The following is a 23,986-nucleotide window of genomic DNA, read 5'->3' on the forward strand; positions in this document are numbered from 1 at the left end:
TAAGTCCTACCCTCTGTGTCATGTACGGGGATCCGGCATCCAGAGGTGCCCATTGACGGTGCTGAACCCGCCCGCGGTCGCCGATCCACCCGCGGTCCCCACCCCGCCCGTCGGCGACGCCCGATGGAAGCGCCCGCCCCGCGCCGGTCTCAGGTTCGTGCTCCGCGCCTCTGTCCTGGCGGCCGTCGGCCTCGGCGGGAGATACCTGTGGTGGCGGCTCGGCACGCTGGGCGGCACCGGGGTGCCCGGCCGGGTGCTGCTGGTCACCGAGGCTCTCTGCTGGTTTCAGCTGGCCTGCACCGCCGTACTGATCATGCGTGCTCGGTGGCGTCCGGGGCCGCCGAGGCCGCCCTTCGGCACGCTCGACGTGTTCATCACGGTGTGCGGCGAACCGGTCGAGATGGTGGAGAAGACGCTGCTGGCGGCGCTGCGGATCACCTATCCGCATCGGACGTACGTGCTCAACGACGGCCGGTTGGCCGGCAAGGCGGGCTGGCAGGAGATCGACGCGTTGGCCGCGCGGCTGGGGGTCGTGTGTTTCACCCGTACCGGCGGCGCCCGGGGCAAGGCCGGCAACCTCAACCACGCCCTGGAATACACCGACGGGGACTTCGTGGTGACGCTGGACGCCGACCACGTGGCCGAGCCGGACCTCGCCGAGCAGACCATCGGCTATCTGCGCGACGAGTGGGTGGCGTTCGTCTGCACCTACCAGCGGTTCGCGCTGACCGGGCGGGATGTGCTCAACAACCGGGAGACCTATTTCTACACGGTGATCCAGCCCGCCAAGGACCGCGACGGCGGCGCCATCTCCTGCGGCAACGGCACGGTGTACCGGCGGGCCGCGCTGGCCTCGATCGGTGGTTTCAGCGAGTGGGGTTTCGTCGAGGACCTGCACACGTCCTACCGGCTGCACTCCGCCGGCTGGCGTAGCGTCTTCCATCCACGTCCGGTGAGCACCGGGACGGCGCCCGAAACCGTCGCCGAATACCTGGCCCAGCGGCAGCGCTGGGCCATGGACAGCCTGCGCCTGCTGCTTCGTGACTCGCCGCTGTGGCACCGGGGTCTGACGCTGCGGCACAGGCTGCACTACCTGGACACCACGGTCAGTTATCTGTTCGCCGGCCTGCAGCTGGTGTTCGCCGTCTCGTCACTGAGCTACGCCGTCACCCGGTTCGCCATGGTCGCGTCACCGAGCGACGCGGCGTATCTGTGGCATGCGGGCCCGTACCTGGCTGCCTTGTTCCTGTTCATCGCCATCGCCCATCGGGGTGTGGTGGCCGGGCTGCGTTCCCTGCAAGTGACGCTCTCCAGTGCGGTCATGTTCCTGTCCGCGGCGGTCCGGGTGCTCCTGGGCCGCCGGCCGGGCACGCTGATCTCCGTCAAATATCACCAGCGGCGCTTCTCCGGACTGGTGGTGCCGCCGGTGCTGCTCCTGCTCGCGATGATCAGCGGGCTGGCGCTGCTGCTGCGCGAGGGCCGCGCCGGGATCTCACCCATCGGGCTGTTCTGGACGGCGTTCATGGCGCTGCTGCTGAGCGGTCCGATCACCGCGGTGACCTGGCGCCCACGCCAGTCCGCCGGGCTTCGGGCCGGCCTGCGCCTGGGCATCGCCGCAGCCATGGTCGTGTCCCTCTTCGCGCCGGCCGCTGCCGAGCCCCGCTGGTCGAGTTCCCTGGTGGCCGACTCGCACGTGCCGGCGGGCGCATTCGTCGTGCCGTTGCCGACCCCCGTACCGAAGAGCGCGCCCCGGCGCCTGGTGCCGCCGACGACCGGTGCGTACTTCGGGCTCTCACACGGCGACGGTGGCACCACCCCGGCCGAGGTCCTGCGCACCTACGCGGGGGACCGGGTCCAGCTCGTCCAGTGGTTCCAGCAGTGGCGCAGCGGTGAGGTGCGGCTGCGGGAGGACTGGCTGAACGCCGTCTCCGAGGCCGGTTCCGTACCCATGATCGTCTGGGAGCCCTGGGCCCGCCCGCCCGGCGGCTACTCCAGTCCGGACCAGGCCGCCGCCAGCGTCGACGTCATCGCGTCCGGCCGGTATGACGCGTACATCCGCAGTTGGGCCAAAGGGCTGGCCGCTTACCGGCGACCGGTTCTGATCAAGTTCATGCACGAGGCGAACGGCTGGTGGTATCCGTGGTCGGTCGGGGTCAACGGGAACACGCCGCGAGGCTATGTGCGCGCGTGGCGCCACGTGCACGACATCTTCCGGGCGGCCGGCGCGACCAACGTTTCCTGGGTCTGGTCACTGAATTCCGGGTACGGGATGAGCCGGCCGTACTCCCCGGACGACTTCTATCCCGGCGACGACTATGTCGACTGGCTCGGCGTCAGCGGCATGAACTGGGGAAAGACGCGACCGTGGAGCTCGTGGACGAGTGCCGGCACCATCTTCGCCGGTGACTACAAGAAGCTGCGCAGGTTCGGCAAGCCGATCATGGTGAGCGAGATCGCGACGGTCGAGCAGGGCGGTGATCAGGCCGCCTGGGTGACGAAGGCGCTGGACACGTTCCGCACGTCGTACCCGTTGATCCGGGCCGTCGTGTGGTTCAACCTGCCCTACGCGCCGCCGGTCGACTTCACGCTGGACGACCGGTCGCGGCGGGCACTGACCCACGCGTTGGCCCATCCGTACTGGCGCCCGACCCCGCGGCTGGCGCCCGGGACCGGTCGCTCGGCCGTCGCGGCCTCACCACAACCGTCCTAGACTTGACGACCACGCCCACAGGCGGGAGGAGTCCGTGGAGTACGGGCTAGGCGTCGACCTCGGCACCACGCACACCGCGGCGGCGGTAAGCGTCGGCGGCCGCGTCGAGATGATCCGGCTCGGCAGCCGGCGGCTCGAGATTCCGTCGCTGGTCTTCCTGGGCGACGACGGCGAGGTGCTGATCGGCGAGGCGGCCGAGCGGCGCGGATCCGCCGAACCGTCCCGGCTGGCCCGCGAGTTCAAACGCCGCGTCGGCGACCCGGTGCCGCTGCTGGTCGGCGGCTCGCCCCTGGCGGCACACACGTTGATGGCCCGGCTGCTGCGCTCCGTCCTGCAGATCGCCGCCGGCTATCAGCAGAGCCCACCGGCCGTGGTGACGGTGACCCACCCCGCCAACTGGGGTCCTTACAAATGCGAGCTGCTCGGCCAAGCCGTGCGGATGGCCGGCGTCGAGGACGTCCGGCTGCTGACCGAACCGGAGGCCGCCGCCGTACAGTACGCGGCCGGCGAGCGGATGCGGTCCGGCGAGGTGATCGCGGTCTACGACCTCGGCGGTGGCACCTTCGACGCGGCCGTCCTGCGCAAGACCGATACGGGCTTCACCCTGCTCGGACGGCCCGAGGGAATCGAACAGCTGGGCGGGGTCGACTTCGACGAGGCCGTCTTCGGCTACGTGGTCGACGCCCTCGGCGGCGCGGTCGGCGACCTCGACCTGGCCGACGAAGCGGTGACCGGCGCCCTCGCCCGGCTCCGGCGCGATTGCACCGAGGCCAAGGAGGGCCTGTCCTTCGATACGGCGGTCACCATCCCGGTCGCCATGCCCCAGCTGCACACCCGCGTCCGGCTCAACCGCTCCCAGCTGGAGACGATGATCGCGCCGGCGCTCGCCGACACCGTGGAGGCGACGCGCCGCGCGTTGCGTTCCGCAGGTGTCGCATCGAGCGAGCTGCGGTCGATTCTGCTGGTCGGCGGCTCGTCCCGGATACCGCTGGTCGCCGAGGCGCTCTCCACCGAGTTCGGTTGCCCGGTGATCCTCGACGCCCAACCCGAGCATGCGGTCGCCCTCGGTGCGGCCCAACTGGCGACCGTCGGCGTCGCGCACCCCCCTCCGGGCATCGCCCGGCCGTCCCTGAGCCGGCCGCAGGCGCCGGCCGTACCGGTAAGGCAGGCGTCTGCCGTCGCCTCATCGCCTGTGCCGGTCCCGGGCTCCCCGGTGGCCGTCGCTGCGCCGCCCGCGCCGCTTGCCCGGCCCGATGCGGGGGTCCCGGAGCGGCCTGCGCGCCGCACCGGGACGGTGTGGCTGGCCGGCGTGGCCGTACTGGTACTGGTAGCCCTGATCGGCGGATTCACCGCCTGGTTCCGGTCCCACGGCGGCCCCGGTGCCGCCGGCGCGCGGCCGTCGGCCACCGTGGCCGCGCCGAACGGGGTCGAGACGTGGAACGTCAGCACCGGACGGCCGATCACCGGCCGTCCCACGGTCGCCGGCGGGGTCCTCTACTTCGGCAACCAGAACGGGACGTTCTATGCGGTCGACCGCAAGAGCCGGTCGGTCCGGTGGAAGTACGAGACCGGCTCCTCGGTCACCTCGTCGCCCGTGGTGGCCGGCGGCGTGGTCTATTTCGCCAGCCAGGGCACCGCCCGGCAGAGCGGCTACGTCTACGCGCTCAGTGCCGATCAGGGCGTCGTGCGTTGGAAGGCGCGGGCCAGCGTCGAGTTCTCCTCGCCGGCCGTCGTCGGCGATGCCCTCTACATCGGCGGCCGCAACGGTGCCGTGTACTCGTTCGACCTGGCCGGCCGCGAGCGGTGGCGCTTTACCACCGACGGCGTCGTCTGGGGCACCCCGACGGTCGCGGCCGGGACCGTCTACGTCGGCAGCGCCGACGGCAACATGTACGCGCTGGACGCCAGGACGGGCGCGAAACGGTGGGCCACCCGGGTCGGCGACGTCCGCTCGTCACCGACCGTCGTGGACGGCACCGTCATCTTCGGCAGCGGCGACAAACACGTGTACGCCCTCGACGCCCGCAAGGGCACCGTGCGCTGGACCTTCGCGACCAACGGGTACGTCTCGTCCTCGCCCCTGGTGGCCGACGGGACGGTCTACGCCGCGGACTTCCAGGGCACCGTCTTCGCGATCGACATGCGTACCCACGGCGAGCGCTGGCGCTACACCGTCCCCGGCGATCCCAAGCCGATCTTCTCGTCGCCGACGCTGGCCAACGGCATCCTCTACTTCGGCAGTCACGACAACCGGCTGTACGCGCTCGACGCCACCACCGGCACCCGCCTGTGGACCGTCGCCACCGGCGGCATCGTCGGCGCGTCGCCGCTGGTGTCCGACGGTTTCGTCTTCGTCGGCAGCGACGACGGTCTCATGCACTGCGTGAAACTGTCCGGACCGGGATCAGGGACGAAGTGAGCGGGCGACCGTCCGCGCGGCCGAGGGCGGCGAGGAGAGTCGCCAGTCCTGCTCCTTGTTCACGTTGAACCAGACCACCGCGGCGCAGCGCGGGAACCGCCCGGGCGTGAGCAGGTCGGCCACCCAGGCGGGCTTGTCGCCGCCCACCGGGCTGCAGCCGACCTCCGCGAACCACATCGGCTGCGGGCCCAGCGCGATCAGCCGGGCGTAGGCATCGGCGAACAAGGTGTCGACGTCACGCCATCCGCCGTACTCTGGCACGTCGGCACCCCAGTTGTAGCCGTCGAGCGCCAGTACGTCGACCGCGTCCGTACCCGGGTAACTGAGTTCGAAGCGGTTGGTGGCCGGCACGTCGTCGCAGAGGGGTGACCACACCCACCGCACCCGGTCGGCACCGGCATCGGCGAAGACCTCGCGCAGATGACGCCAGGCAGCCACCACGTCGGCCGGGCTGGAACCGGGCACGCCGGCCGCCCACGGATACCAGGTTCCGTTCATCTCGTGCAGGGGACGGAGATAGACCTCGAAGTCGAGACGGGCCAAGGCCCGTGCCCAGGCCAGGATGTGCGGGTCGTGATCTCCGGCGGCGATCCGGGCCGCCGTGTACGCCGCCTGCTGGATCCCACCGTCCAGGTGCCACGGCTCCCAGGTCAGCAGCACGATGCGTCCGCTGTCGTGGGCCGGACGCAGCCACTCCTCGTGGAAGTCGCTGACCGGGCTCGGCGCCCACGGCTGGAAGAGATGCACGATGTCGAGCGGGCCGGTGTCCCGTTCCAGCCGCTGCAGGGCGTCCAGACCCTCGTACGGCGACGGCGGCACGTGCGCACCGAACAGTGGCATGACCCTGGATCCTACCGGGGGCAGATTTTTGACAAGTTCGATGCGACGGTCGTGGTAGTCACCGGCTGACCTCGCCGCGTAAGGTTCGATCGGTGACGACCACTGCGGCGCGGCGCGGCGGTGCTGTTGCGGAGGTGCTCGCCGAGCTCGACGGAGCCCGGCGGCTTGCCGAGGGCGCCGACCGGCCGGACCTCGCCGAGCGGCTCGGGCGCGCCGCCACCCGCTTGCGGGCCGACGATGTGCCCGTGGCCGTGGTCGGCGAGTTCAAGCAGGGCAAGAGCACGCTCATCAACGCGCTGTTGCGTACCGACATCTGCCCGGTGGATTCCGACGTGGTCACAGCACTGCCGACCGTCCTGCGCTACGGGCGGCCGCCGGCCGTCTTCCTCCAGGTGCCGGATTCCGACGGCGCGCTGCGGGCGGTGCCCCTGCCGTTCGAGCAGCTGCGGCGCCACGTCACCGAGGGCGCCGTGGCCGGAGACGGCGGCCCCGCGCCGCGAAGTGTGGAGGTGCACCTGGACCGCCGGCTGCTCGGCGCGGGACTGTCCTTCATCGATACGCCCGGCGTGGGCGGCCTCGACTCCGCCCAGGGGAACATGACCTTGGCAACGCTGACGTCGGCCGGCGCGGCGTTGTTCGTCACCGACGCGGCTCAGGAGCTGACCGCACCCGAGGTGGAGTTTCTCGGCCGCGTCGTCGAACGTTGTCCCCGCGTGTTCTGCATACTGAGCAAGATCGATCTGTACCGCGAGTGGCGGCGCATCGCCGAGCTCAATCAGGGGCATCTGGCCGGCGCCGGCCTTGACGTGCCGATCATGGCAGTGTCGTCGTTCCTGCGGATGCGGGCGCAGGCGCAGGACAGCACGTCGCTCAACGAGGAGTCGGGCTTTCCCCGGCTGATCGATCTGCTGCGCCGCGACGTGCTCGGCACGGCCCAGGCCGTCGCGCTCGCCGCGGCCCGCGCCGAACTCGCCTTCGTCGTCACCCAGCTGCGCGAGCGCGTCGAGGCCGAACATGCCGTTGCGGCCGTGCCCGCAGCCGCTCCGGCACTCGTGGAGCGTTACGCGGAGAAGACCCGGCGAAGTGCCTTGCTCGGGGAGGGCTCCTGGCGGACCGTACTGACCGACGGCATCCAGGACCTCACCGCCGACGTCGACCACGACCTCTACGAACGGCTGAGGCTGATGGTGCGCCGCGGGGAGGAGCTGCTCGACCAGGGCGACCCACGCGACATCTGGCGAGACTTCCAGACCTGGGCCGCGCGGGAGGCCACAGCGGCCGCCGTCGACAATCTGATGCTGCTCGTCGCCCGCACCGAGAAGCTCGCCCGCGAGGTGGCCGAGCGCTTCGACATCGAGTACGACAGCCTGGACGTCGACCTGCCGTCGCCGGAACTGGCGCTGCGGAAGGTCACGGACCTCGATGTCAGCTTCGAGAAGTCCGGCCTGCAGCAATTCCTCGGGGCGTTCACCGCGGCGCGCGTCACCTACGGCGGGTTCTACATGCTGGGCGCGGTCGGCGCGCTTTTCAACGTGGCCCTTGCCGCGCCGCTCGGATTGCTGGCCGGGATGACCCTCGGGCGGCGGCTGATCAAGCAGGAGCGCGAGCGCCAGGCGCAGCAGCGGCGGCTGCAGGCGAAGGCGGAGCTGCGCCGGTACGTGGACGATGTCGCGTTCCACGTCGGCCGGGATTCGCGCGAAGCGGTCCGCCGGACGCAGCGGTTCCTGCGCGACGATTTCGCGGCACGGGCGCAGGCGGTGCAGCGCTCCGCCGAGGCGACGGCCGCGGCGGTCCGGAGCACGGCCGCGCTGTCCGAGACTTCCCGTGCTGCCCGAGCCCGCGAGCTGGCCGAGCAGCGCCGCGAACTCGACCGGCTGGAGGTCGCATGAGCTCCGGAAGCCTGATCGGCCGGGTTCGTCAGCTGCTCGACCGCGCGCTCGTCGAGATCCGCGACCCCACGTCCCGGCCCGTGCTCGCGGCGGCCCGCCGGCGGGTGGACGAGCCGCTGCGGGTGGCCATCGCCGGTAAGGTGAAGGCGGGCAAGTCCACGCTGCTCAACGCGCTGGTCGGCGAGGAGCTGGCGCCCACCGACGCAGGCGAGTGCACCCGCATCGTCACCTGGTACGCCGACGGCCCCACCTATGCGGTCACCGCCCATCTCACCGACGGCACCACGGAATCGCGGCCGTTCCGCCGTACATCCGGGTCCATCGACATTTCCCTGGGCCGGCCCGCCGAACAGTTCGACCACCTCGAGGTACGCCTGCCCAGCGCCCGCCTGCGTCGCCACACGCTCATCGACACACCGGGCATCGCTTCGCTGTCCACCGACGTGTCCCTGCGGACGATGGCGTTCCTCGAGGCGGAGGGGGAGCGGGCCGCGCAGACCGACGCAGTCATCTATCTGCTGCGGCACATGCACAGCAGCGATGTCCGCTTCCTCGAATCGTTCCACGGTGACGGCCTCGCCAACGGCACCCCCGTCAACGCGGTGGGAGTGCTGTCCCGCGCCGACGAGATCGGCGGCTGTCGCCTCGGCGCGATGACGGAGGCGTCCAGGGTCGCCGCCCGGTACGCAAGCGACCAGCGACTGCGCCATCTCTGCCCGGTGGTCGTGCCGGTGGCAGGGCTGCTCGGGGCCGCCGGCGCCACGCTGCGGGAGGACGAGTTCCGGGTGCTCGCCGCCGTCGCGGGCGAACCGATGACCGAGGTGATCGAGATACTGCTCACCGCGGACCGGTTCGCCGCCTCGGGCGCCGGGCGTGACCGGGTCCTGGACCGCCTCGGCCTTTTCGGGGTGCGGCTGTCGGTCCGGCTGATCCGCGAGGGCGCGGTCGGTGACTCCGCCGACCTGGCCCGGGCACTGACCGAGCACAGCGGCATCGACCGTCTGCGCGAAGTCTTCGCCGCCCAGTTCGTGGGCCGCAGCGAGGTGCTCAAGGCGCGATCGGCGCTGGCGGTGCTGGACGGATGCCTGGACCCGAACTCGGCCCTCGCTGCCGATGCCGAACAGATCCGGGCCAGCGCCCACGAGTTCGTGGAGCTGAGGCTCCTGCATCTGCTTCGCTCCGGCCGGCTGCCCGGCACCGAGGAGCAACTGGCCGAGATGGACCTGCTGCTCGGCGGCGGGGGCGGGGCCGCGCACAGCCGGCTCGGCCTGCCGGCCGACGCGCCGCCGTCCCGGATCGCCACGGCGGCCCGGACGGCCCTGGCCCGCTGGCAGACCGTGGCGGAACATCCGTTCTCCTCGCGGGAGCTGAGGACGGGGGCCCGGGCGGTCGCCCGCAGCTGCGAGGGGATCCTGGCCGCGGAGACGGCCGCGCCGGCTCAAGGCTGACGCCGGAGTCTCACGCCGTCACGGTGCATTGGGGGGCTACGCGCCGCCATTCGCCGCAGTACGACTGCGCCGCGTCGACGGAGGTGAACCCGTCCTGCAGCAGCACCCAGAAGCCCGAACCGTCGTCGGCCAGCACGTCGGAGGTGAGGCTGTCCACGAGCCGGACGGGCATGCCGGCGCCGGTCAAGCGGGTCTGCGCGGCTTCGGCGACGGCCCTGCCGCCGTCGGCGCCGCGGTGCGGGAAAACCTCGACCAGCGCGTACGGGCGGCGGACGGGGACCGCAGCCGTGGGCGCGGGCGCGGAAGGCGGGGGCTTCGCGGCTTTGCGGTGACCGGGCAGTGGCATGCGTACGCCCGACAGTGCCACCGCGGCGGTGGCGGCGAGGGCGAGCACGATCGCCACCGTGCCGGCCATCCACGATGTCACCCGCGGCCTGCGGCTGCCGGTGCCGGTGGCGGTGAACAGGGCCGGCCGGTCCGGGTCGAGCGCGTCGTGGACCGAGACCACGACGGCGTACGGCTTGGGCGTACCCGTCAAAGGTCGTTTGGGCCGAGCGCGGACGGACGCCGTGACGGTCTCGCCCGCATCGAGCCGCGCCGCGGCGGGCTGGGCTTCGACGCTGCCGAGAGGCGGTTCCAGCGTCGTGGTGATGCGCACGGCCGCTTGTCCGTCGCCGTTGTTGACCAGGCGCAGGTCGAAGGCGTCGGCTGCACCGGTCCGGGTGGTCAACGTACCGGTCACGGGTACGGGGAGCGCGACGGTGAGCAGCCCGGTGGCGAACCCGGCCGGCTCGCCGGTCACGTCGTCCTCGGCGCGCACGGTGAAGGGCGCGAGCGACGGGCTCGGCGGCTGGTCGGCGGGAACCCGCACCAGCAGGTCGACGGTGGTCGTTGCGCCCGCCTCGATCGTCGCGGTCGGCGGGTCGACCGATGCCCAGGCCGACACCCGGCCGCGGGCCATCGAGATCCGCACGGTGCGGGACGCACCGCCGGGGTTGCGCAGCTCGACGGGAACCCGCGTGGCGGCGCCCGGGGACATGGCCACGGGCGCCGTCGGCAGGGTCAGTTCCACGTCCACGATCGCGGCACCGTTTCCGATCAGGGCAGGTGGATCGGGTCGTCGGGCTGGCCCGCGCCCGGCGGCTGGTGTGCCCCGGCCATCTGATCGGCCGGGCCGAGGTGCGTCAGCGGATTGTCGTGCGCGTCGAGCGCGCGGGAACCCGCGTGGTACTCCAGGGCGTCACTGAAGCCGTCCGCATCCGAGTCGCTGAGCTGGGCGTTCAGGCCGAGCACCCGCTCGAGCGCATCGTCGAGGCCGTCGTGGTCGGTGTCGGTCTGCACCGGTGCGAGGCTGCCGTCCATGTGCCCGTCCGCGTCGCTGTCCGGTGAGAGCGGGTTCAGGCCCTGTGCCAGCTCGAACGCGTCGTTGAGCTGGTCGCCGTCGGTGTCCGCCTTGCGGGCGTCGGTGCCGTACGTGACCAGTTCCTGCGCATCGTTCAGGTTGTCGCCGTCGGTGTCGGCGCGCCGCGGGTCGAGGCCGAGACGGCGTTCGAGTGCGTCGCTGAGGCCGTCCCGGTCGGCGTCCGGGCCGCCCAGCTCCGGGGCCGGCTCGGGCACCACGGTCGCCGCCGGAACGACCTCCATCGGCATCGGCGGGGGCGTCGGCTCGGCGAGCGGGGTCGCCGTGCCGTCGGAGATGCCGGGCAGCACGGCGGCGTACTCGAAGCGATGGCCGGCGGTGGACTCGCGCACGCCGGCGCGCCGGTTGGCCGCCTCCACAACTCTGCCCTCGCCGAGGCTGATCGCCACGTGCGCGCCCGGGGTGCGCCCGTCACCGGGACGGGGTTCACGGTCGAAGGAGAAGAGCAGCGCGCCGGGCGTGTCCTTGGCCTGGTCCACCGGGATCAGCAGACCCCGTTCCTTGAGATCGAGATACTGCGCCGTGGCGCCGTCGGGAATCTTGACGCCGGCCTGGTAAGCCGCCCATTGCGTGAATTCCGAGCAGTCGAATACGTCCGGATCATGATCCTTGAGTTTGACTTCCGCGCCGAACACGTACGGGTCGCCGACCTGCGCTTTCGCCACTTCCAAGAACGTGTCGAGAGCGGAGTTGTGGCCGACGCCGGCGCCGTCCGATGCGGACGCCGCGACCGGGTGGCCGTAGCCCGGGGTGCCGGTCCAGACGCCGCGCCCGTCGCCGTCGCCGTACGCCACCGCGGCCGCCTGGGCCTCTTCGCGATACCGCAGATAGCGCGCGCTGTTGCCGCCGTGGGTCACCGTCCACGGCGAGATGTCCCTGCCATGACGGGAAACCTCGTAAGCCGCCATCGCGTTCTGCAGCGGATCGTAGAGGTCGGACCCGGCCAGCAGATCAGGGTGGGCGCGGCCGTTGATCTGCCACAGCCCGCGCGAGTCCTCACCGTGCGGGTTGTGCGCACGGCTGTTGCCCCCCGACTCTGCCAGCGAGATCGCGGTCATGGTCGCCGCCTCGTCGGGGGAGAACCCGGCGCGACGGGCGAAACCGTAGATCTGTTCCGCGGAGTACCTCGGCATGGATCCGACATTAGAACTCACGAACGCCGCTGCATAGCTGCCATTTGTCAGATACATATGCCCGCGGGAAAGGTCACCAGAGATGGATCAACGACACAGCCGGAAGACCTATTGTTCTGATCGACTTCGCGGGGGCATCATGTGCTGATGGTCGTGCCGGGAGGCCGCCAGCCTGGGGGAACGCATGCTCATCCAACGGCCGCCGTCTGTCTGGATCGACGACAGTAGTCCCATCGTCCGGCGTGGCATGGCCGCGTGTCTGCAGCAGGCCGACTTCGTGGTCCGGGGTGAGAGTGCGACGCTGGCCCCCGTGCCGGTCGTCACCGGTCTGGACATCCTGGTCTTTGAGTACGCCGGCCCGAATCTGCGGCGCGCGGTCCGTCTCGCCGAGGGATGCGCGACCCGGCTCGTCGCCACCATCCGGGACGTCAACGAGCAGGCCGTCCGCGAACTCGTCGATGCCGGCGTCGGGGCGATCCTGCCGCACGCCACCCTCACCCCTGACACACTCATCGCCAGTCTTCGAGCGGTGGTGGCCGGCACGGTCGCGCTGCCGGGCGACATGCTGGCCCGGTTGCTGCTGCACGTCAGCCAGACGTCGCACCTGGGCCCCGCCGGCCTGAACACTCGCGAGCGCTCGGTGCTGCGGCTTCTCGCGGACGGCATGGACACCCGCGGCATCGCCGAGGACCTCTGCTTCTCGGAGCGCACGGTGAAGAACGTGGTGCACGACGTACTGACGAAGCTCAATTGCCGGACGCGGGCGCAGGCGGTCGCGGTGGCGACCCGCGAAGGCGTGATTTGAGCCGGCGGATGATGTCGCCCACTGAACCCTGGGCCACTCTGGCGGACACGCTGTTGCAGCGCGAGGCGCTGATCTGCCGCCTGGCCGAGGGCCGCCCGCCGCGCGACTTCGCGGGCCTCTACGTCGCCGACGAGGAAGTCCGGCGAGTCCTCCACTCCCTGCCGGGCCTCGACGGCCCGGATCTCGAACGGGCCGCGGCCGTCCGCACAGCGCTGGCGGAACCGGTCACCGCCGCCCGCGAGGCGTTCGTCGCGGCCCTGCAAGGACGGTCGCGGTTCGCCGACGTCACCCGGACGGCTCACCTTCCGGTCGCCGAGGCCGAGGTGCTCGCCCTGCTCGTCGCGGTCGAGCTGTCCCCGGCGCGGCAGCGGCTCGTCGCGTACGTGCAGGACTCGGTGCAACTGCCCCGGCTGACCCTGGCGACGCTGGCGCGGATCTTCGTGGAGCCGGGTCACCCCGGAGAACGCGCACTCGCACCCGGCTCAGGACTGCGCCGCGCCGCTCTCGTACGCCTCAGCGGCGACGGACCGTGGGCGACCCTGGTGGGTGAGGCCGCCGCGCGGCTGATCTGGCACCTGCGCGGCGACGCCTCGCCGGATCCGGCACTCCCGCCCGGCACGGTGATCGCCGCCGCGCAGTCCCCGCGGCGACCCGGGGGACTGCTGCTGGTGCACGGTGGCGACCGGGAGAGCCGCCTGCGTGCGATCCGTCGGCACCATCCCGGCGCCGGAATGGTGACCTGCTCACCACCGGCCGCGGCGCAGGGGTGGGAAGCCGTGGTGCGCGAGGCGACCGTCGGCAACCTCATGGTGGTGCTGGACCTCGCCGAGCCGTTGCCGGTCGCGGGCCGCGACGCGGTGGTGCGGGCCGGTCACCTGCAATGGGTGCTGTCCTCCGCGGGTGAGCAGCCGCTCGAGGCACTGCCGGAGCGGCGCTGGCGGGAGGTGCGGATCACCGACGGGGAGGCGGACGCCGAGGACTGGCGGCGGGCGCTGGGACAGGACCCTGATCCGGCGTACCGGCTGAGCCGTGAGCAGTTGCGCCTGGTGGCCGGCGCGGCTGCGGCGGACGGGGGCCGGGTGGCTCCCGCCGTGCGCCGGCTCGCAGGTGGTCATCTCGACGGCGTAGCCGTCCGGATCCGTCCCCGTCGCACCTGGGACGACCTCATCCTGCCCCGCGACGAGGCCGGTCAGCTGCGGGAGCTCGCCGCCCGGCACCGCTGCCGCGAGACGGTGTACGGCCGTTGGCAGTTCAGCCCGGTGCCCTCGACCGGCGTGGTCGCCCTGTTCGCCGGGCCGTCCGGCACCGGCAAGACGCTCGCGGCCGAGGTCGTCGCGGGCGATCTCGGCCTCGACCTGTACAAGGTGGATCTCTCCGCCGTGGTGAGCAAGTACATCGGCGAGACCGAGAAGAACCTCGAGCGGATCTTCGGGGCGGCGGCGGCGGGCGACCTGGTGCTGTTCTTCGACGAAGCGGACGCGCTGTTCGGCAAGCGTTCCGAGGTCAGCGACGCCCACGACCGGTACGCCAACATCGAGGTCGCCTATCTGCTGCAGCGGCTGGAGACGTACGACGGCCTGGTAGTGCTTGCCACCAACTTGCAGCGAAACATCGATCCGGCGTTCCTGCGGCGCATCTCCGTGGCCGTCGACTTCGTCGCGCCCGAGGAGCCGGAACGCCGGGCGATCTGGGAGCGGGCCTTTCCGGCGACCGCGCCGCTGGCCGACCTCGACCTCGACTTCCTGGCCCGCCAGTTCAAGATCACTGGCGGCGTCATCAGCAACGCGGCCCTCGGCGCGGCGTTTCTCGCGGCGGCCGAGGACAGCCCCATCACCATGCGGCACGCGGTGCTGAGCGTGAAGCGGGAGTTCCAGAAACTCGGCCGCTTGCGCACCGAGAAGGAGTTCGAGCGCTACTTCGACCTGGTGAACAGGGGATCCGATGCTGCACCTGCTCGATGAAACGCTGGAGACCTTCCTGCGCGCGGTGGTGCCGCTGCCGGCCCGCGACGTGGACGTGGCGTTCGACGCCCCGGACGGCGAATGGGCGGCCGCTTTGTCCTCCCGGCCTACCGTCGATCTCTACCTGTGGGACGTCCGGCCCAACCTGTCCGAACGCGACTACGGCGAGGTGATTCTCGAGGAGGCGGACGGCAAACGGTTCCGCCGGGACCCGCTGCCGCGGGTGGACTGCCGGTATCTGGTGACCGCGTGGACGAGCGAGGTCCGCGACGAGCACTCGCTGCTCGGCGATGTGCTCTCGGCGCTGTTGCTGCACCAGGTGATCGAGGCGCAGCATTTGCAGGGCGTGTTCGCGTCGGTCCGGCCCCTGCCGCATTTGCGCCTGCGCAGCGGCGACGGCACCGAGAATTCCGATTTCTGGTCGGCACTCGGGGGCCAGCTCAAACCGGGCTTGGATCTTGTCGTGACGGTCACCGTGGACGCCGCGGCGCGTGCCATGGCCGGTCCGCCGACCGAGCGGGTCGCCGTCCGCGCCAGCAGGCTCGGCGAGTGACTCCTGCCCCAGGGCCGGTCGGACGGCCGCCAGCGTGCGCTGACGGTGTCGCCCTCGCAATCAGTCGCAATGTCGACCGACGCGGCGTGGCGAAGCGGCGTCGCGGCCGACCTCGGCGGCCGGCGATCGGCGGATAGTCGGAGATTGGCGAGCCGTTGCCGTCGCAGGGTCAGGTGATGCTCAGCCGGGTTCGCCGCGTTCAGCGCGACCGCACGCATCGTCACTGGACCATACGCCGGACCAGAAGCGACGCGGCGGGATCAACGCCGCGCGTTACCCGGCCCTCCGGCCGGTGTAGAGAGCCGTCAGGTGCCGGCGGGTGGCAACGCCGCCGCAGCGATCGTTCACAAGGTTGGCTATCGTGTCCAGCGTGCGGGTGCGCTCATCGTCGGGCAGCTGCCGGACGGTCATCATCGAGCTGAACAGTGCCCGCACCTCAACGGCGCTCATCGGCAGGTCCCAGGGGATCAACTCCGCGGCGATGTCGACCAGACCAGCACCCCGGCGCAGATCTTCGCATCGAGCGTCGGTGTCGAGTTGGAACGCCGTCCCACCGCGTTGGTTGCCCGGTTCGAACCCCAGGGCGGCGCTGGCCTCGGCCAGCAAAGGATCTTCTCGGTACGGGTCGGAGAACACCGTCCACCAGATCGCCGCCCACCCGTCCGGCCGCAGCACGCCGCCCAGTTTCCGTAACGCGGTCGACGGGTCGAGCCAGTGGAAGGAAGTCGCGGCGAAGACCGCATCGAAACCGGTGCCGACCTCAGCCTCCTCGAACGGCGCTTCCACCACCTGAATCTCCGGCATGGCGCGACCGAGGTACTCCGCGAACCCGGGGTCCGGCTCAACCGCGACGACCCGCGCGCCCGCAGCGACAAGATGCTCCGTCACCAGCCCAGACCCGGGGCCGATCTCCAGCACCCGGCTACCCTCTCCCAGACCACATCTCGACCGCAGCAGCTCGTACAGCCGCGGCGGATAGTCGGGCCGCCCTTCCCGGTAGCCGGCGGCGTCGGCGCCGTAGGTATGGCGGGCCGCCTCCCGCAACGCGGCGAAACTTGACCTGTCGTCACCGTCGTGCCTCGCCGTTTCACTACGCGTCCCCACGCCGTCATCGTAGAGACGCAGACACGGGAAATTCGACCATGCAGAGCTGTGCCGGAAGTCACGACGGGCCTCGTGGAGATGGGACCAGGCGCCGGGGTGTGGTCAATCCACCAAGACGAAGCCCTTCTTGCGTAAGCGCTCGCGGACCTCCTCCTTGTGCAGGAGTTCGGCACGCGCCAGAGCCATGAGGTCCTTCCACTGTTGCGTTGCTGCCGCCATGACGTCGGCGGCCGTGGGAAGCGGTTGCTCCCGGGTGTCTTTGCGCCCGCGGCGTTCGCCATTTTCGCGCTTGGCTTTCGGCAGCTTCTCCTTGTTCTCCGCCTCGATCGCCTTCACCGTGCGGTCGCTTGCGTCGGCGCTCGCCTCTTGCAGCGGCCTTTCGATCCGGTCCAGCACCGCTCGCCCGTCGGTGATGGCGTCTGTCACGCCTGCTTCCATCCGCACTGTGGCGACGTCAAGGTCCTGACGGATGTTGAGGCTGGCGACGCTGGTCTTGAACAGCTGACTGACCTCGTTGTCCTGCGGCGTCTTTAGCCGGGCCGCCCCGTAATAGATCATGATCGTCGTCTGCTTCATGTCCTCCGGGAAGCCCCGGCTCGGCAGGTAGAGGTCCAGTGCGTTCCACAGGGCTCGGCCGGTGGCGAAGGGGAGAATGTGCTCGGATTCGAGCCACCACAGCCGGTGGGTGTTCCGTAGACTCGACGGCTTGTTCCCATGCAGGCCCGTGTCGCCCAGACCTGGCGCGCTCGCCTGTGGATCGCCCATTCCCGTGCTGTTCCGAACCGCCTCGATGACGTCCTTGAGCGGCCCGGCGGCTGCCTCCTTCCGACCCGAGGGCGAAGCCGCAGCCACGGCGTCCAGGTACAGCTTGTACGCCTTCTGCACGGCCGTATCGGGATGATTGGCGAGCGAGGTCGGATTGTCCGAGGCTTCGATGAGCTCGAAGGTACCGGGCTTGTTGTAGAGCTCGTGGTCTTCCTCGTCCGGCGTCTTGAGTGACTCGTGCACGGTGAATCCGGCTGCTGCGGGGTCATCCGGGGCTGAGTCCGGCTTGCCGATGCCCAAGGCATTCAGGGCCGCTTTTCCGAGCCGCACCGCCTGCTCGAAGAGCCAGTCCAACGCCTTGTCCACCAGCTCCCGGAGCTGGCCGATCAGCTCGACCAGCTTCTGCGGCACATTGCCCAACCCGGCCTGGTTCGCCAGGAATCCGATCGCCACCGGGATCGCGTTCGCCAGGCCTCGTTCCACCTTCGCCGCACCCGCGGAGATGTTCCCCGCCGCCACGGCCGCCAGGGTGCTGACGTAGTCGTTGACGATCGCGAGGATCTCGCGCACGTACTCGATGACCGACTGCACCGCGTTGAAGAAGGCGATGCCGCTGTTGACCACGGCCATGATGCCGGTCGGGTCCAGCATCGACAGCAGCTTCGCGGTGGCCTTCTCGATGATGGTGCTGACGATCCAGTCCTTCGCCATCCCCAGCAGCGTGTCCCACAGGTTGCCGAGCTGGCTCTCGATGTGCTTCCAGACCGCGCCGACACCGTTCTCCTGGACGTCCTTGATGAAGTCGAACGCCTCGCCCGCCATGCCGATACCGGCGCGGATCTTCTGCACCACGTCGTCGCCGAGGTGTTTGCCCAGCCGGGCCCACAACTTGTCGACGGTGACGTCCAGGACCTGCAGCACCAGCTCCAGGATCGACTTGAACGTCAGGTCCGGCGGCTTCCGGATGCCGAGCGCGCCGAGTCCCCGGAACAGCCAGTCGGCCAGGCCGCTCAGGAGGTAGTCGAGCACCTTGTCGAGGAAGCTCATGAAGCCGCTCTTCAGGGCGGCGATCATGTTGAGCAGGAAGCCGACGGGGTCGCGCTCGATGTCCTCGATCGCGGCCATCGCGTTGCTGATGATGCTGCCGAGCAGTTCGCTCGGGAAGTTCATCAGCTTGAGGATCAGCGTGATGACGACCTTGAGGACCTCGCCGGCGAAGGCCACGATCCGGCCCAGCGGTTCGCCGAACTTGTCCAGCACCCGCATGAAGGCGCCGATCGGGTTCAGCAGGTCTTCGAGGGTGAGGGAGTCCCACACCGCCTTGAAGGTGCCGACGATCATGTCGAGCGAGATGCCGAGCCGGCCGATGGCCGCCTCGATCTGTGCCCCGGCCTCGGCGATCACGCCGGCCTCGGCGAGCTTGCTGTACGTCTCCTCGCCGCCGGGCAGCAGCGCGATGAAGCCGCCGATCAGGTTCTCCGCGCTCCGGGGCACCGCCTTGCCGGTGACCGGGTCCTGTCCCAGGATCACCGTCATAAGGCGGTAGCCGCGCATCCCCGCCGCCTCGCGCGACAGCCAGTCGAGCAGCGCGTCCTTGATGAGCCTGAGGACGGTGACGATGATGTCGTTCGCGAACGCCCCGACCCGCTGCACCAGCCCGACCGCGTCGCGGGCCAGTTTGCTCAGGTTGTCCGCGAGGCTGGCGATGGTGGCCGGCTGGATCGCGTTCCACCCGGCCTCGAAGAGCGCGGCCAGCTCGCCGATCAGGCCGAGGAAGCGGGGGATCTGCACGTCCAGCCAGTCGGCGGTCTTCTGCAGGGTCCCGCGCTCGGTCATCTGCGCGACCGTCTGCTCCTTGCCGATCAGCCGGAGGAAGTCGGCGAGGATCTCCACGGTCGGCGCGGTGACCGGGGTGCCGCGCAGCGGGTCGTGATGCAGCACCTTCTTGGTCAGGTCCCAGAGCGGCGTACCGACCAGGTAGGTCTCCGCCAGGCCGACCGCGGCGTCGCGGATCAGCTGGACGACCTGGTCGATGATGCCTCGGACGAACGCGAGCGCGTCGTTGTAGAGGCTGTCGACGTACCGGGTGATGACCGCGACATTGCCGTCGATGCCCTTGTCGATCGAGATCTCCGCCCACGCCCGGTCGATGTCGCCCTGGATCCGCGCGAGGGTCAGGTTGTTCGCGGTGAGCCCCGCGTCGATCATCCGGAACGCGTCCTGCAGAATGCCCAGCTCGAGCAGTTTCGAGGCGACGATGGTGCCGAACGGCACCAGGTCCATGACGCCGCGGACCAGGTTCTCCGGGCTGCGGTCCACGGTGCGGTTCGCGATGGGGTCGTACCCGGCGACCACGGTCAGCATGTCGTAGCCCGGCACCGACCGGGCAAGCTCCTCGATGCCCTCCATGATGAAGTCGGGCAGCAGGCTGTCACTGCTGCGCTGCAACCGGTACACCGCCACGGACTGCTGCTGCACCACGTGCGTCGCCTCGTGCGCCATCAGGGCCAGGTCGGTCGCCGACTCGCCCGCGCCGAGAAAGATGTGTCCGCCGGAGGTGAACGCCCGCGCCCCGAGTTGCGCCGACGCGGCCTGCGCCTTGTCGTTGCCGTGCACCTGCACGCCGCCGAGGTCGAAGCCGAGGTGTGGCTCGATCCGCGCGCGGATCTCCGGCGGGATCGCACTGCCCGGCCCCGGATCGGCGAGCAGCGCCTCCAGGCCCGGGGGACCTGACGGATCACCGGGCGCTCCCGACGCCGTCGCCAGCCGTGTGATCGTCGGCGCCGGCCCGGCGGGAGCCTCTCCCGGACCGACCCTCGCCGCGACGGCCTCGGCCTGCACCTCGAACCGGTCGCCCGGCTGACTCACCGTCAGCCTCGGCTGCACCGGCGCCGTCCGCGCGTGCAGCCGGTGCAGCGCCCTGCTGCCGCCCGCGGAGAGCAGGCCGAGGTTGGCCGGATGTGGCGCGGGCCCGGTCGCCAGACGCTGGATCGCGGCATTACCGCCGGCGGCCGCCGGCATCGTGCGGGCGAGCGCTGAGGGATGGGGGGTACGCGGGGAGCGCGCGACCGCATGCACCGGCTCGGGTGCCTGCCCGTCGGTCTGCGGCTCCTGTCGCGTGCTCAGCTTCACCCGGCCCGCTCCCTTCCCGCCCTCCAGGATCGACGGAGCGGGGGAGGGCGGCAAGAGCTCTCAGCGGCACTGCACCTTCGGCTGCACCGCCGCACCTTCTCTCCGCGCGTGTACGCGAGGCACGCTCAGCACCGGCGGGAAGGCGCTCGTGGGGGTGAGGCGATGACGCGGGTCCTGATGGGGGACTTCAGCGCCCTGCATCGTCTGGGTCTCGAGAACATCCTGCGGGTGGACGGCATCGAGCTGATGGATGTGCAGGGGCGGGACGTCCTGGCCCGGCTGCTCGAGGCGCTGCCCGACGTCATCGTGCTGGACCTGGACAAGAGCGCGACGGACGACCTGGTCTGGGTGATAGTGCACCGGTTCCCGGCCGTCAAGGTGGTGGCATGTTCGGCCAACCACCCGATGATGCGGGTCTTCCCGCCGCTGCACTACGGCGAGTTCTACGAATCCGATCTTGATCCCGCGCTGCTGACCAGCGCGGTGCAGGCCTGAAGACGAAGGGTGTCACCCATGGCCGCGTCGTACGGAGCCCCGGGCGTCTACATCGAGGAGCAGCCGAGCGGCTCCATGCCGATCGAGGGGGTGGGAACCGCCGTGGCCGCGTTCGTCGGCTTCACCGAACGGTACGACCGGGAGGCGGGCGATCCGACCGACCCTGCGGGCGTGAAACCGCAGCTGGTCACCAGCTGGCCGCAGTACGAGCGGGTGTACGGCGGGTTCGTGCGGGGTGCGATGCTGCCGCACGCCGTACGCGGCTTCTTCGAGAACGGCGGCAGTTCGGCGTACATCTGCCGCATCCCGACCACGGCCGACGGCGACGGCGACGCGGGCCTGCCGACGCTCACCCTGCCGGCGGCGGACGATCCGCAGACGCCGAGCATGCAGCTGTCCGCGGTGGACCGCGACGCGCATCTGGAGATCGAGGTCGTCGCGCCGGCGCCGCCACCCGCGCCGGCCGAGGGCGACGGCGCGGACAACGCCTCCCGCACCAACGGTGCCGGCGACTACACCCTGCGGGTGTACGAGGATGGTCAGCTCCGCGAGGAACTGGGCGGCATCCAGTTCAGCGGCCGCAGCGCCCGTACCGTCGAGAAGACGGTCAACGAACGGTCGAAGTTCGTCAGGCTCGAGATGAACCCGCTGCAGGGCGCGTCGCTTGCCGAGCGGAGCCCGGCCGCCGGCCGTTACACGCTCGAGGCGCCGCCCGTCTCGGCCGTCTCGGTCACCCCGGCCGACCTGGTGGGCAGCGAGAGCGAACGCACCGGCTACCAGGGCCTCGCCATCGCCGAGAACGTCACCATGGTGGCCATCCCCGATCTGGTCACCGTCGCCACGAGGGACGACGGTTCCGTCGACGAGGAGATGTTCCTGGGCGCGCAGAAGCAGCTGATCGACTTCTGCGAAGCGAGCCACAACAAGATGGCGATCCTGGACACGCCGCCCGGCCTCAACGCCACCCGTGCGCTCGAGTGGCGCTCCCGGCTCGCCCGCGACTCCGCGTTCGCCGCGCTCTACTACCCGAACGTGGTCGTCAGCAACCCGCTCGCCCGTCCCGGCGCCACCAACGGCGAGTTGTACCTGAGCGTGCCCACCGCCGGTCATGTCGCGGGTGTCTGGGCCCGTACCGATGGCGCCCGCGGGGTGTGGAAGGCGCCGGCCAACGAGGCGGTGCGCGGCATCGTCCGGCTCGAGAACGACGTGACGAACGGTGAGCAGGATCTGCTGAACCCCGAAGGGGTGAACTGCATCCGGTCGTTCGGCAGCTACGGCACCAAGATCTGGGGCGCCCGTACGCTCGCCAAGACCGACCCGAGCTGGCGCTACATCAACGTGCGGCGGTTGTTCAACTTCATCGAGGAGTCGATCCAGCGCGGCACCCAGTGGGCGGTCTTCGAGCCCAACGACTACGACTTGTGGCAGCGCGTCAAGCGCAACATCACGTCGTTCCTGCGGGGCCTCTGGATGCAGGGGGCGCTCGTCGGCGCGACCCCCGAGCAGGCGTTCTACGTCCTGTGCGACGAGAGCAACAACCCGGCGTCCTCGGTCGACGAGGGCAAGCTCATCGTCGAGATCGGCATCGCCCCGGTGAAGCCCGCCGAGTACGTCATCTTCCGGATCAGCCAGTGGCAGGGCGGCGGCGCCACTTCCGAGTGATCCGGCGCCACCCACCGTAGAAGTCGCGCAGACATAAGGAGGCGGCGATGCCCGACCTGATGACCACCTTCAACTTCGTCCTGGAGATCGGCGGCGTGGAGATGGCCAGCTTCCGCAAGTGCTCCGGGGTCGAGTCGGAGACCGAGACGATCGAGTACAAGGAAGCCACCAAGGACGGAAAGATGATCATCCGTAAGGTCCCGGGGGCGATGAAGTGGAGCGACATCACCCTGGAACGCCGGATCGACGAGTCCAAGGCGCTCTGGGAATGGCGCAAGCAGGTCGAGGACGGCGACGTCGACCAGGCCCGCCGCAACGGTTCGATCGTCATCAAGGACTCGATGAAGAAGGAGGTGGCCCGCTGGAACTTCGAGCGCGGATGGGTCTCCAAGTGGACCGGCGCGGAGCTCGACGCCGGCAGTAACGAGGTGGCGACCGAGAAGGTGGTCATCACCCACGAAGGGCTGCACCGCGCATGAGCCTCCAGACCGAATTCCCCTTCACCCTTCCGAAGGGGTACGTGGACGAGCACGGCACGCTGCACCGTACCGGCATCATGCGGCTGGCCTGTGCCCGCGACGAGATCGAGCCGCTGCGCGACGGGCGGGTCAAGGAGAACGAGGCGTACGCGACGGTGATCGTGCTGGCCCGGGTCGTCACCGAACTGGGAACCGTCCAGCGGGTCACCACGAAGACGATCGAGTCGCTGTTCGTCAGCGACTTCGGTTACCTGCAGGACCTGTACCGCATCGTCAACTTCCAGGACCCGAGCATTCTGGACGCGCTGGAGCCGGGCGCCCCTTTCCCGCGGACATCCGTGGAGGTGGGTTAGGGCACTACGCCCACGACGAACTGTGGCAGGAGATCGCCTTCCTGGCGTACCACCTGCACTGGGACCTCGACCGGCTGCTCGACCTGGAGCACGGGGACCGCATCCGGCTGCTCCAGGAGGTCGGCGGCCTGAACGAACGCGCATGGCAAGGAGTGCAGGGTGGCTGAGGCGTACACCGTCGACCCGCCGTTCGTCGGCAGGTTCAAGTTCGAGATCGGTGACACGGTCATCGGTGCGTTCACCGAGGTGTCGGGCCTGTCGGTGCAGCTCGACGTGGAAGAGATCGCCGAGGGCGGCCAGAATTCCTACACGCACAAGCTGCTGGGCCGGATGAAGTGGCCGAACCTGGTCCTCAAGCGTGGGCTCACCGACACCGACGCGTTGTTCGAGTGGGTCATGGAGTGCTCCGGCGAGGGCCTCAGCAAGGCGGGCAACAAGGTCAAGCCCCGCAACGGCAGGATCAGCGTGCTCCACGCCGCCGGCACGTCGATGCGTACCTGGACCATCCTCGAGGCCAAGCCCGTGAAGTGGACCGGTCCGCGCCTGGCGGCGTCGTCGCGCGACCTCGCCGTCGAGGAGCTGGAGGTGTGCCACAGTGGCTTCCGCTCCGGCAAGTGACGGCCGTCCCCGTACGCTGCGCCGCGTCGTCCGCCGGCTCGCCGCCCGGCTGCTGCCGATGCGCGGGCGGCCCATCGGCCTGCGCCGCCCCTCGATCGCCGGCCCGGCCGCCGGAGGGCGGTCCGTGTCGGCCGGGACAGCGGGTACGCTTCCGGTCCGCGCGTCGCTGCTGGTCCTGCGCTGGTGGTGGCGGCGGCTCC

The 23,986-nt window shown here is 70.4% G+C and carries 18 protein-coding genes; 13 read left to right on the forward strand and 5 right to left on the reverse strand.

What is annotated here, in order from left to right; translation table 11 throughout:
• Positions 1–58: 58 nt before the first annotated feature.
• Both ACIBO8_RS26055 and ACIBO8_RS26060 read left to right on the forward strand, forming a co-directional pair.
• Entirely contained in the window at positions 59–2,710 is a 2,652-nt protein-coding gene (locus ACIBO8_RS26055; RefSeq protein WP_396117915.1) for a glycosyltransferase, read from the forward strand.
• Positions 2,711–2,744: 34 nt separating this feature from the next.
• The gene (locus ACIBO8_RS26060) at positions 2,745–5,129 is read left to right on the forward strand and encodes a PQQ-binding-like beta-propeller repeat protein (protein ID WP_396117916.1); all 2,385 of its coding nucleotides are present in this window, start codon (positions 2,745–2,747) and stop codon (positions 5,127–5,129) included.
• On the opposite strand, the gene ACIBO8_RS26065 is transcribed toward ACIBO8_RS26060, so the two are convergent.
• On the reverse strand, positions 5,115–5,969 hold the full coding sequence (locus tag ACIBO8_RS26065; protein WP_396117917.1) for a glycoside hydrolase family 26 protein: 855 nt from the start codon (positions 5,967–5,969) through the stop codon (positions 5,115–5,117). The genes ACIBO8_RS26060 and ACIBO8_RS26065 overlap by 15 nt on opposite strands.
• A 92-nt stretch (positions 5,970–6,061) precedes the next feature.
• On the opposite strand from ACIBO8_RS26065, the gene ACIBO8_RS26070 reads away from it, so the two are divergent.
• Positions 6,062–7,858 carry a dynamin family protein gene (locus ACIBO8_RS26070; RefSeq protein ID WP_396117918.1) on the forward strand — a complete coding sequence of 599 codons (1,797 nt, stop codon included), beginning with the start codon at positions 6,062–6,064 and terminating at the stop codon, positions 7,856–7,858.
• Positions 7,855–9,306 (forward strand): dynamin family protein, encoded by a 1,452-nt coding sequence (locus ACIBO8_RS26075; RefSeq protein ID WP_396117919.1) that lies wholly within the window; start codon positions 7,855–7,857, stop codon positions 9,304–9,306. The genes ACIBO8_RS26070 and ACIBO8_RS26075 overlap by 4 nt, the downstream gene beginning before the upstream one ends.
• Before the next feature lie 10 nt (positions 9,307–9,316).
• Here ACIBO8_RS26075 and ACIBO8_RS26080 read toward each other — a convergent pair whose 3' ends face one another.
• Together ACIBO8_RS26080 and ACIBO8_RS26085 are read right to left on the reverse strand one after the other, a co-directional pair.
• On the reverse strand, positions 9,317–10,384 hold the full coding sequence (locus tag ACIBO8_RS26080; RefSeq protein ID WP_396117920.1) for a hypothetical protein: 1,068 nt from the start codon (positions 10,382–10,384) through the stop codon (positions 9,317–9,319).
• A 20-nt stretch (positions 10,385–10,404) separates the two neighbouring features.
• Positions 10,405–11,916, reverse strand: coding sequence for an NlpC/P60 family protein (locus ACIBO8_RS26085; protein ID WP_396117921.1), 1,512 nt, complete (start codon positions 11,914–11,916; stop codon positions 10,405–10,407).
• 190 nt (positions 11,917–12,106) lie between these two features.
• Between ACIBO8_RS26085 and ACIBO8_RS26090 the strand changes: the two genes are divergently transcribed.
• Genes ACIBO8_RS26090 through ACIBO8_RS26100 form a run of 3 tightly spaced genes read left to right on the forward strand, consistent with a single transcriptional unit; the run spans position 12,107 to position 15,178 of the window.
• Positions 12,107–12,664 carry a LuxR C-terminal-related transcriptional regulator gene (locus ACIBO8_RS26090; protein WP_396117922.1) on the forward strand — a complete coding sequence of 186 codons (558 nt, stop codon included), beginning with the start codon at positions 12,107–12,109 and terminating at the stop codon, positions 12,662–12,664.
• Positions 12,665–12,672: 8 nt separating this feature from the next.
• A complete protein-coding gene (locus ACIBO8_RS26095) occupies positions 12,673–14,625 on the forward strand; it encodes an ATP-binding protein (protein ID WP_396117923.1) in 1,953 nt (650 codons plus the stop codon).
• A complete protein-coding gene (locus tag ACIBO8_RS26100) occupies positions 14,606–15,178 on the forward strand; it encodes a DUF4255 domain-containing protein (protein WP_396117924.1) in 573 nt (190 codons plus the stop codon). The genes ACIBO8_RS26095 and ACIBO8_RS26100 overlap by 20 nt, the downstream gene beginning before the upstream one ends.
• A gap of 273 nt (positions 15,179–15,451) precedes the next feature.
• Here ACIBO8_RS26100 and ACIBO8_RS26105 read toward each other — a convergent pair whose 3' ends face one another.
• A complete protein-coding gene (locus ACIBO8_RS26105) occupies positions 15,452–16,282 on the reverse strand; it encodes a class I SAM-dependent methyltransferase (protein WP_396117925.1) in 831 nt (276 codons plus the stop codon).
• A gap of 102 nt (positions 16,283–16,384) precedes the next feature.
• Positions 16,385–20,179, reverse strand: coding sequence for a DUF4157 domain-containing protein (locus ACIBO8_RS26110; protein WP_396117926.1), 3,795 nt, complete (start codon positions 20,177–20,179; stop codon positions 16,385–16,387).
• Between the two features lie 162 nt (positions 20,180–20,341).
• On the opposite strand from ACIBO8_RS26110, the gene ACIBO8_RS26115 reads away from it, so the two are divergent.
• The 6 genes from ACIBO8_RS26115 to ACIBO8_RS26140 are packed head-to-tail and all read left to right on the forward strand — an operon-like array spanning position 20,342 to position 23,786.
• Positions 20,342–20,674 (forward strand): hypothetical protein, encoded by a 333-nt coding sequence (locus tag ACIBO8_RS26115; protein WP_396117927.1) that lies wholly within the window; start codon positions 20,342–20,344, stop codon positions 20,672–20,674.
• A gap of 18 nt (positions 20,675–20,692) precedes the next feature.
• Positions 20,693–22,336: a phage tail sheath family protein gene (locus ACIBO8_RS26120; protein ID WP_396117928.1), complete on the forward strand. Its 1,644-nt coding sequence runs from the start codon at positions 20,693–20,695 to the stop codon at positions 22,334–22,336.
• A gap of 47 nt (positions 22,337–22,383) precedes the next feature.
• The gene (locus ACIBO8_RS26125) at positions 22,384–22,815 is read left to right on the forward strand and encodes a phage tail protein (protein WP_396117929.1); all 432 of its coding nucleotides are present in this window, start codon (positions 22,384–22,386) and stop codon (positions 22,813–22,815) included.
• Entirely contained in the window at positions 22,812–23,168 is a 357-nt protein-coding gene (locus ACIBO8_RS26130) for a hypothetical protein (RefSeq protein ID WP_396117930.1), read from the forward strand. Before ACIBO8_RS26125 ends, ACIBO8_RS26130 begins: the two co-directional genes overlap by 4 nt.
• Positions 23,150–23,335 (forward strand): DUF6760 family protein, encoded by a 186-nt coding sequence (locus tag ACIBO8_RS26135; RefSeq protein ID WP_364154272.1) that lies wholly within the window; start codon positions 23,150–23,152, stop codon positions 23,333–23,335. The genes ACIBO8_RS26130 and ACIBO8_RS26135 overlap by 19 nt, the downstream gene beginning before the upstream one ends.
• Positions 23,328–23,786, forward strand: coding sequence for a phage tail protein (locus ACIBO8_RS26140; protein ID WP_396117931.1), 459 nt, complete (start codon positions 23,328–23,330; stop codon positions 23,784–23,786). Before ACIBO8_RS26135 ends, ACIBO8_RS26140 begins: the two co-directional genes overlap by 8 nt.
• Positions 23,787–23,986 lie beyond the last annotated feature (200 nt).

The organism is Actinoplanes sp. NPDC049681 (assembly GCF_044465265.1).
Lineage (GTDB): Bacteria > Actinomycetota > Actinomycetes > Mycobacteriales > Micromonosporaceae > Actinoplanes.

Excerpts from the sequence above, each read along its gene's own strand:
- ACIBO8_RS26065 (WP_396117917.1), bottom strand. The coding sequence starts at position 5,969 with ATGCCACTGTTCGGTGCGCACGTGCCGCCGTCGCCGTACGAGGGTCTG.
- ACIBO8_RS26075 (WP_396117919.1), top strand. The coding sequence starts at position 7,855 with ATGAGCTCCGGAAGCCTGATCGGCCGGGTTCGTCAGCTGCTCGACCGC.
- ACIBO8_RS26120 (WP_396117928.1), top strand. The coding sequence starts at position 20,693 with ATGGCCGCGTCGTACGGAGCCCCGGGCGTCTACATCGAGGAGCAGCCG.
- ACIBO8_RS26125 (WP_396117929.1), top strand. The coding sequence starts at position 22,384 with ATGCCCGACCTGATGACCACCTTCAACTTCGTCCTGGAGATCGGCGGC.
- ACIBO8_RS26130 (WP_396117930.1), top strand. The coding sequence starts at position 22,812 with ATGAGCCTCCAGACCGAATTCCCCTTCACCCTTCCGAAGGGGTACGTG.
- ACIBO8_RS26090 (WP_396117922.1), top strand. The coding sequence starts at position 12,107 with ATGGCCGCGTGTCTGCAGCAGGCCGACTTCGTGGTCCGGGGTGAGAGT.
- ACIBO8_RS26115 (WP_396117927.1), top strand. The coding sequence starts at position 20,342 with ATGACGCGGGTCCTGATGGGGGACTTCAGCGCCCTGCATCGTCTGGGT.
- ACIBO8_RS26100 (WP_396117924.1), top strand. The coding sequence starts at position 14,606 with ATGCTGCACCTGCTCGATGAAACGCTGGAGACCTTCCTGCGCGCGGTG.
- ACIBO8_RS26085 (WP_396117921.1), bottom strand. The coding sequence starts at position 11,916 with ATGTATCTGACAAATGGCAGCTATGCAGCGGCGTTCGTGAGTTCTAAT.
- ACIBO8_RS26095 (WP_396117923.1), top strand. The coding sequence starts at position 12,673 with ATGATGTCGCCCACTGAACCCTGGGCCACTCTGGCGGACACGCTGTTG.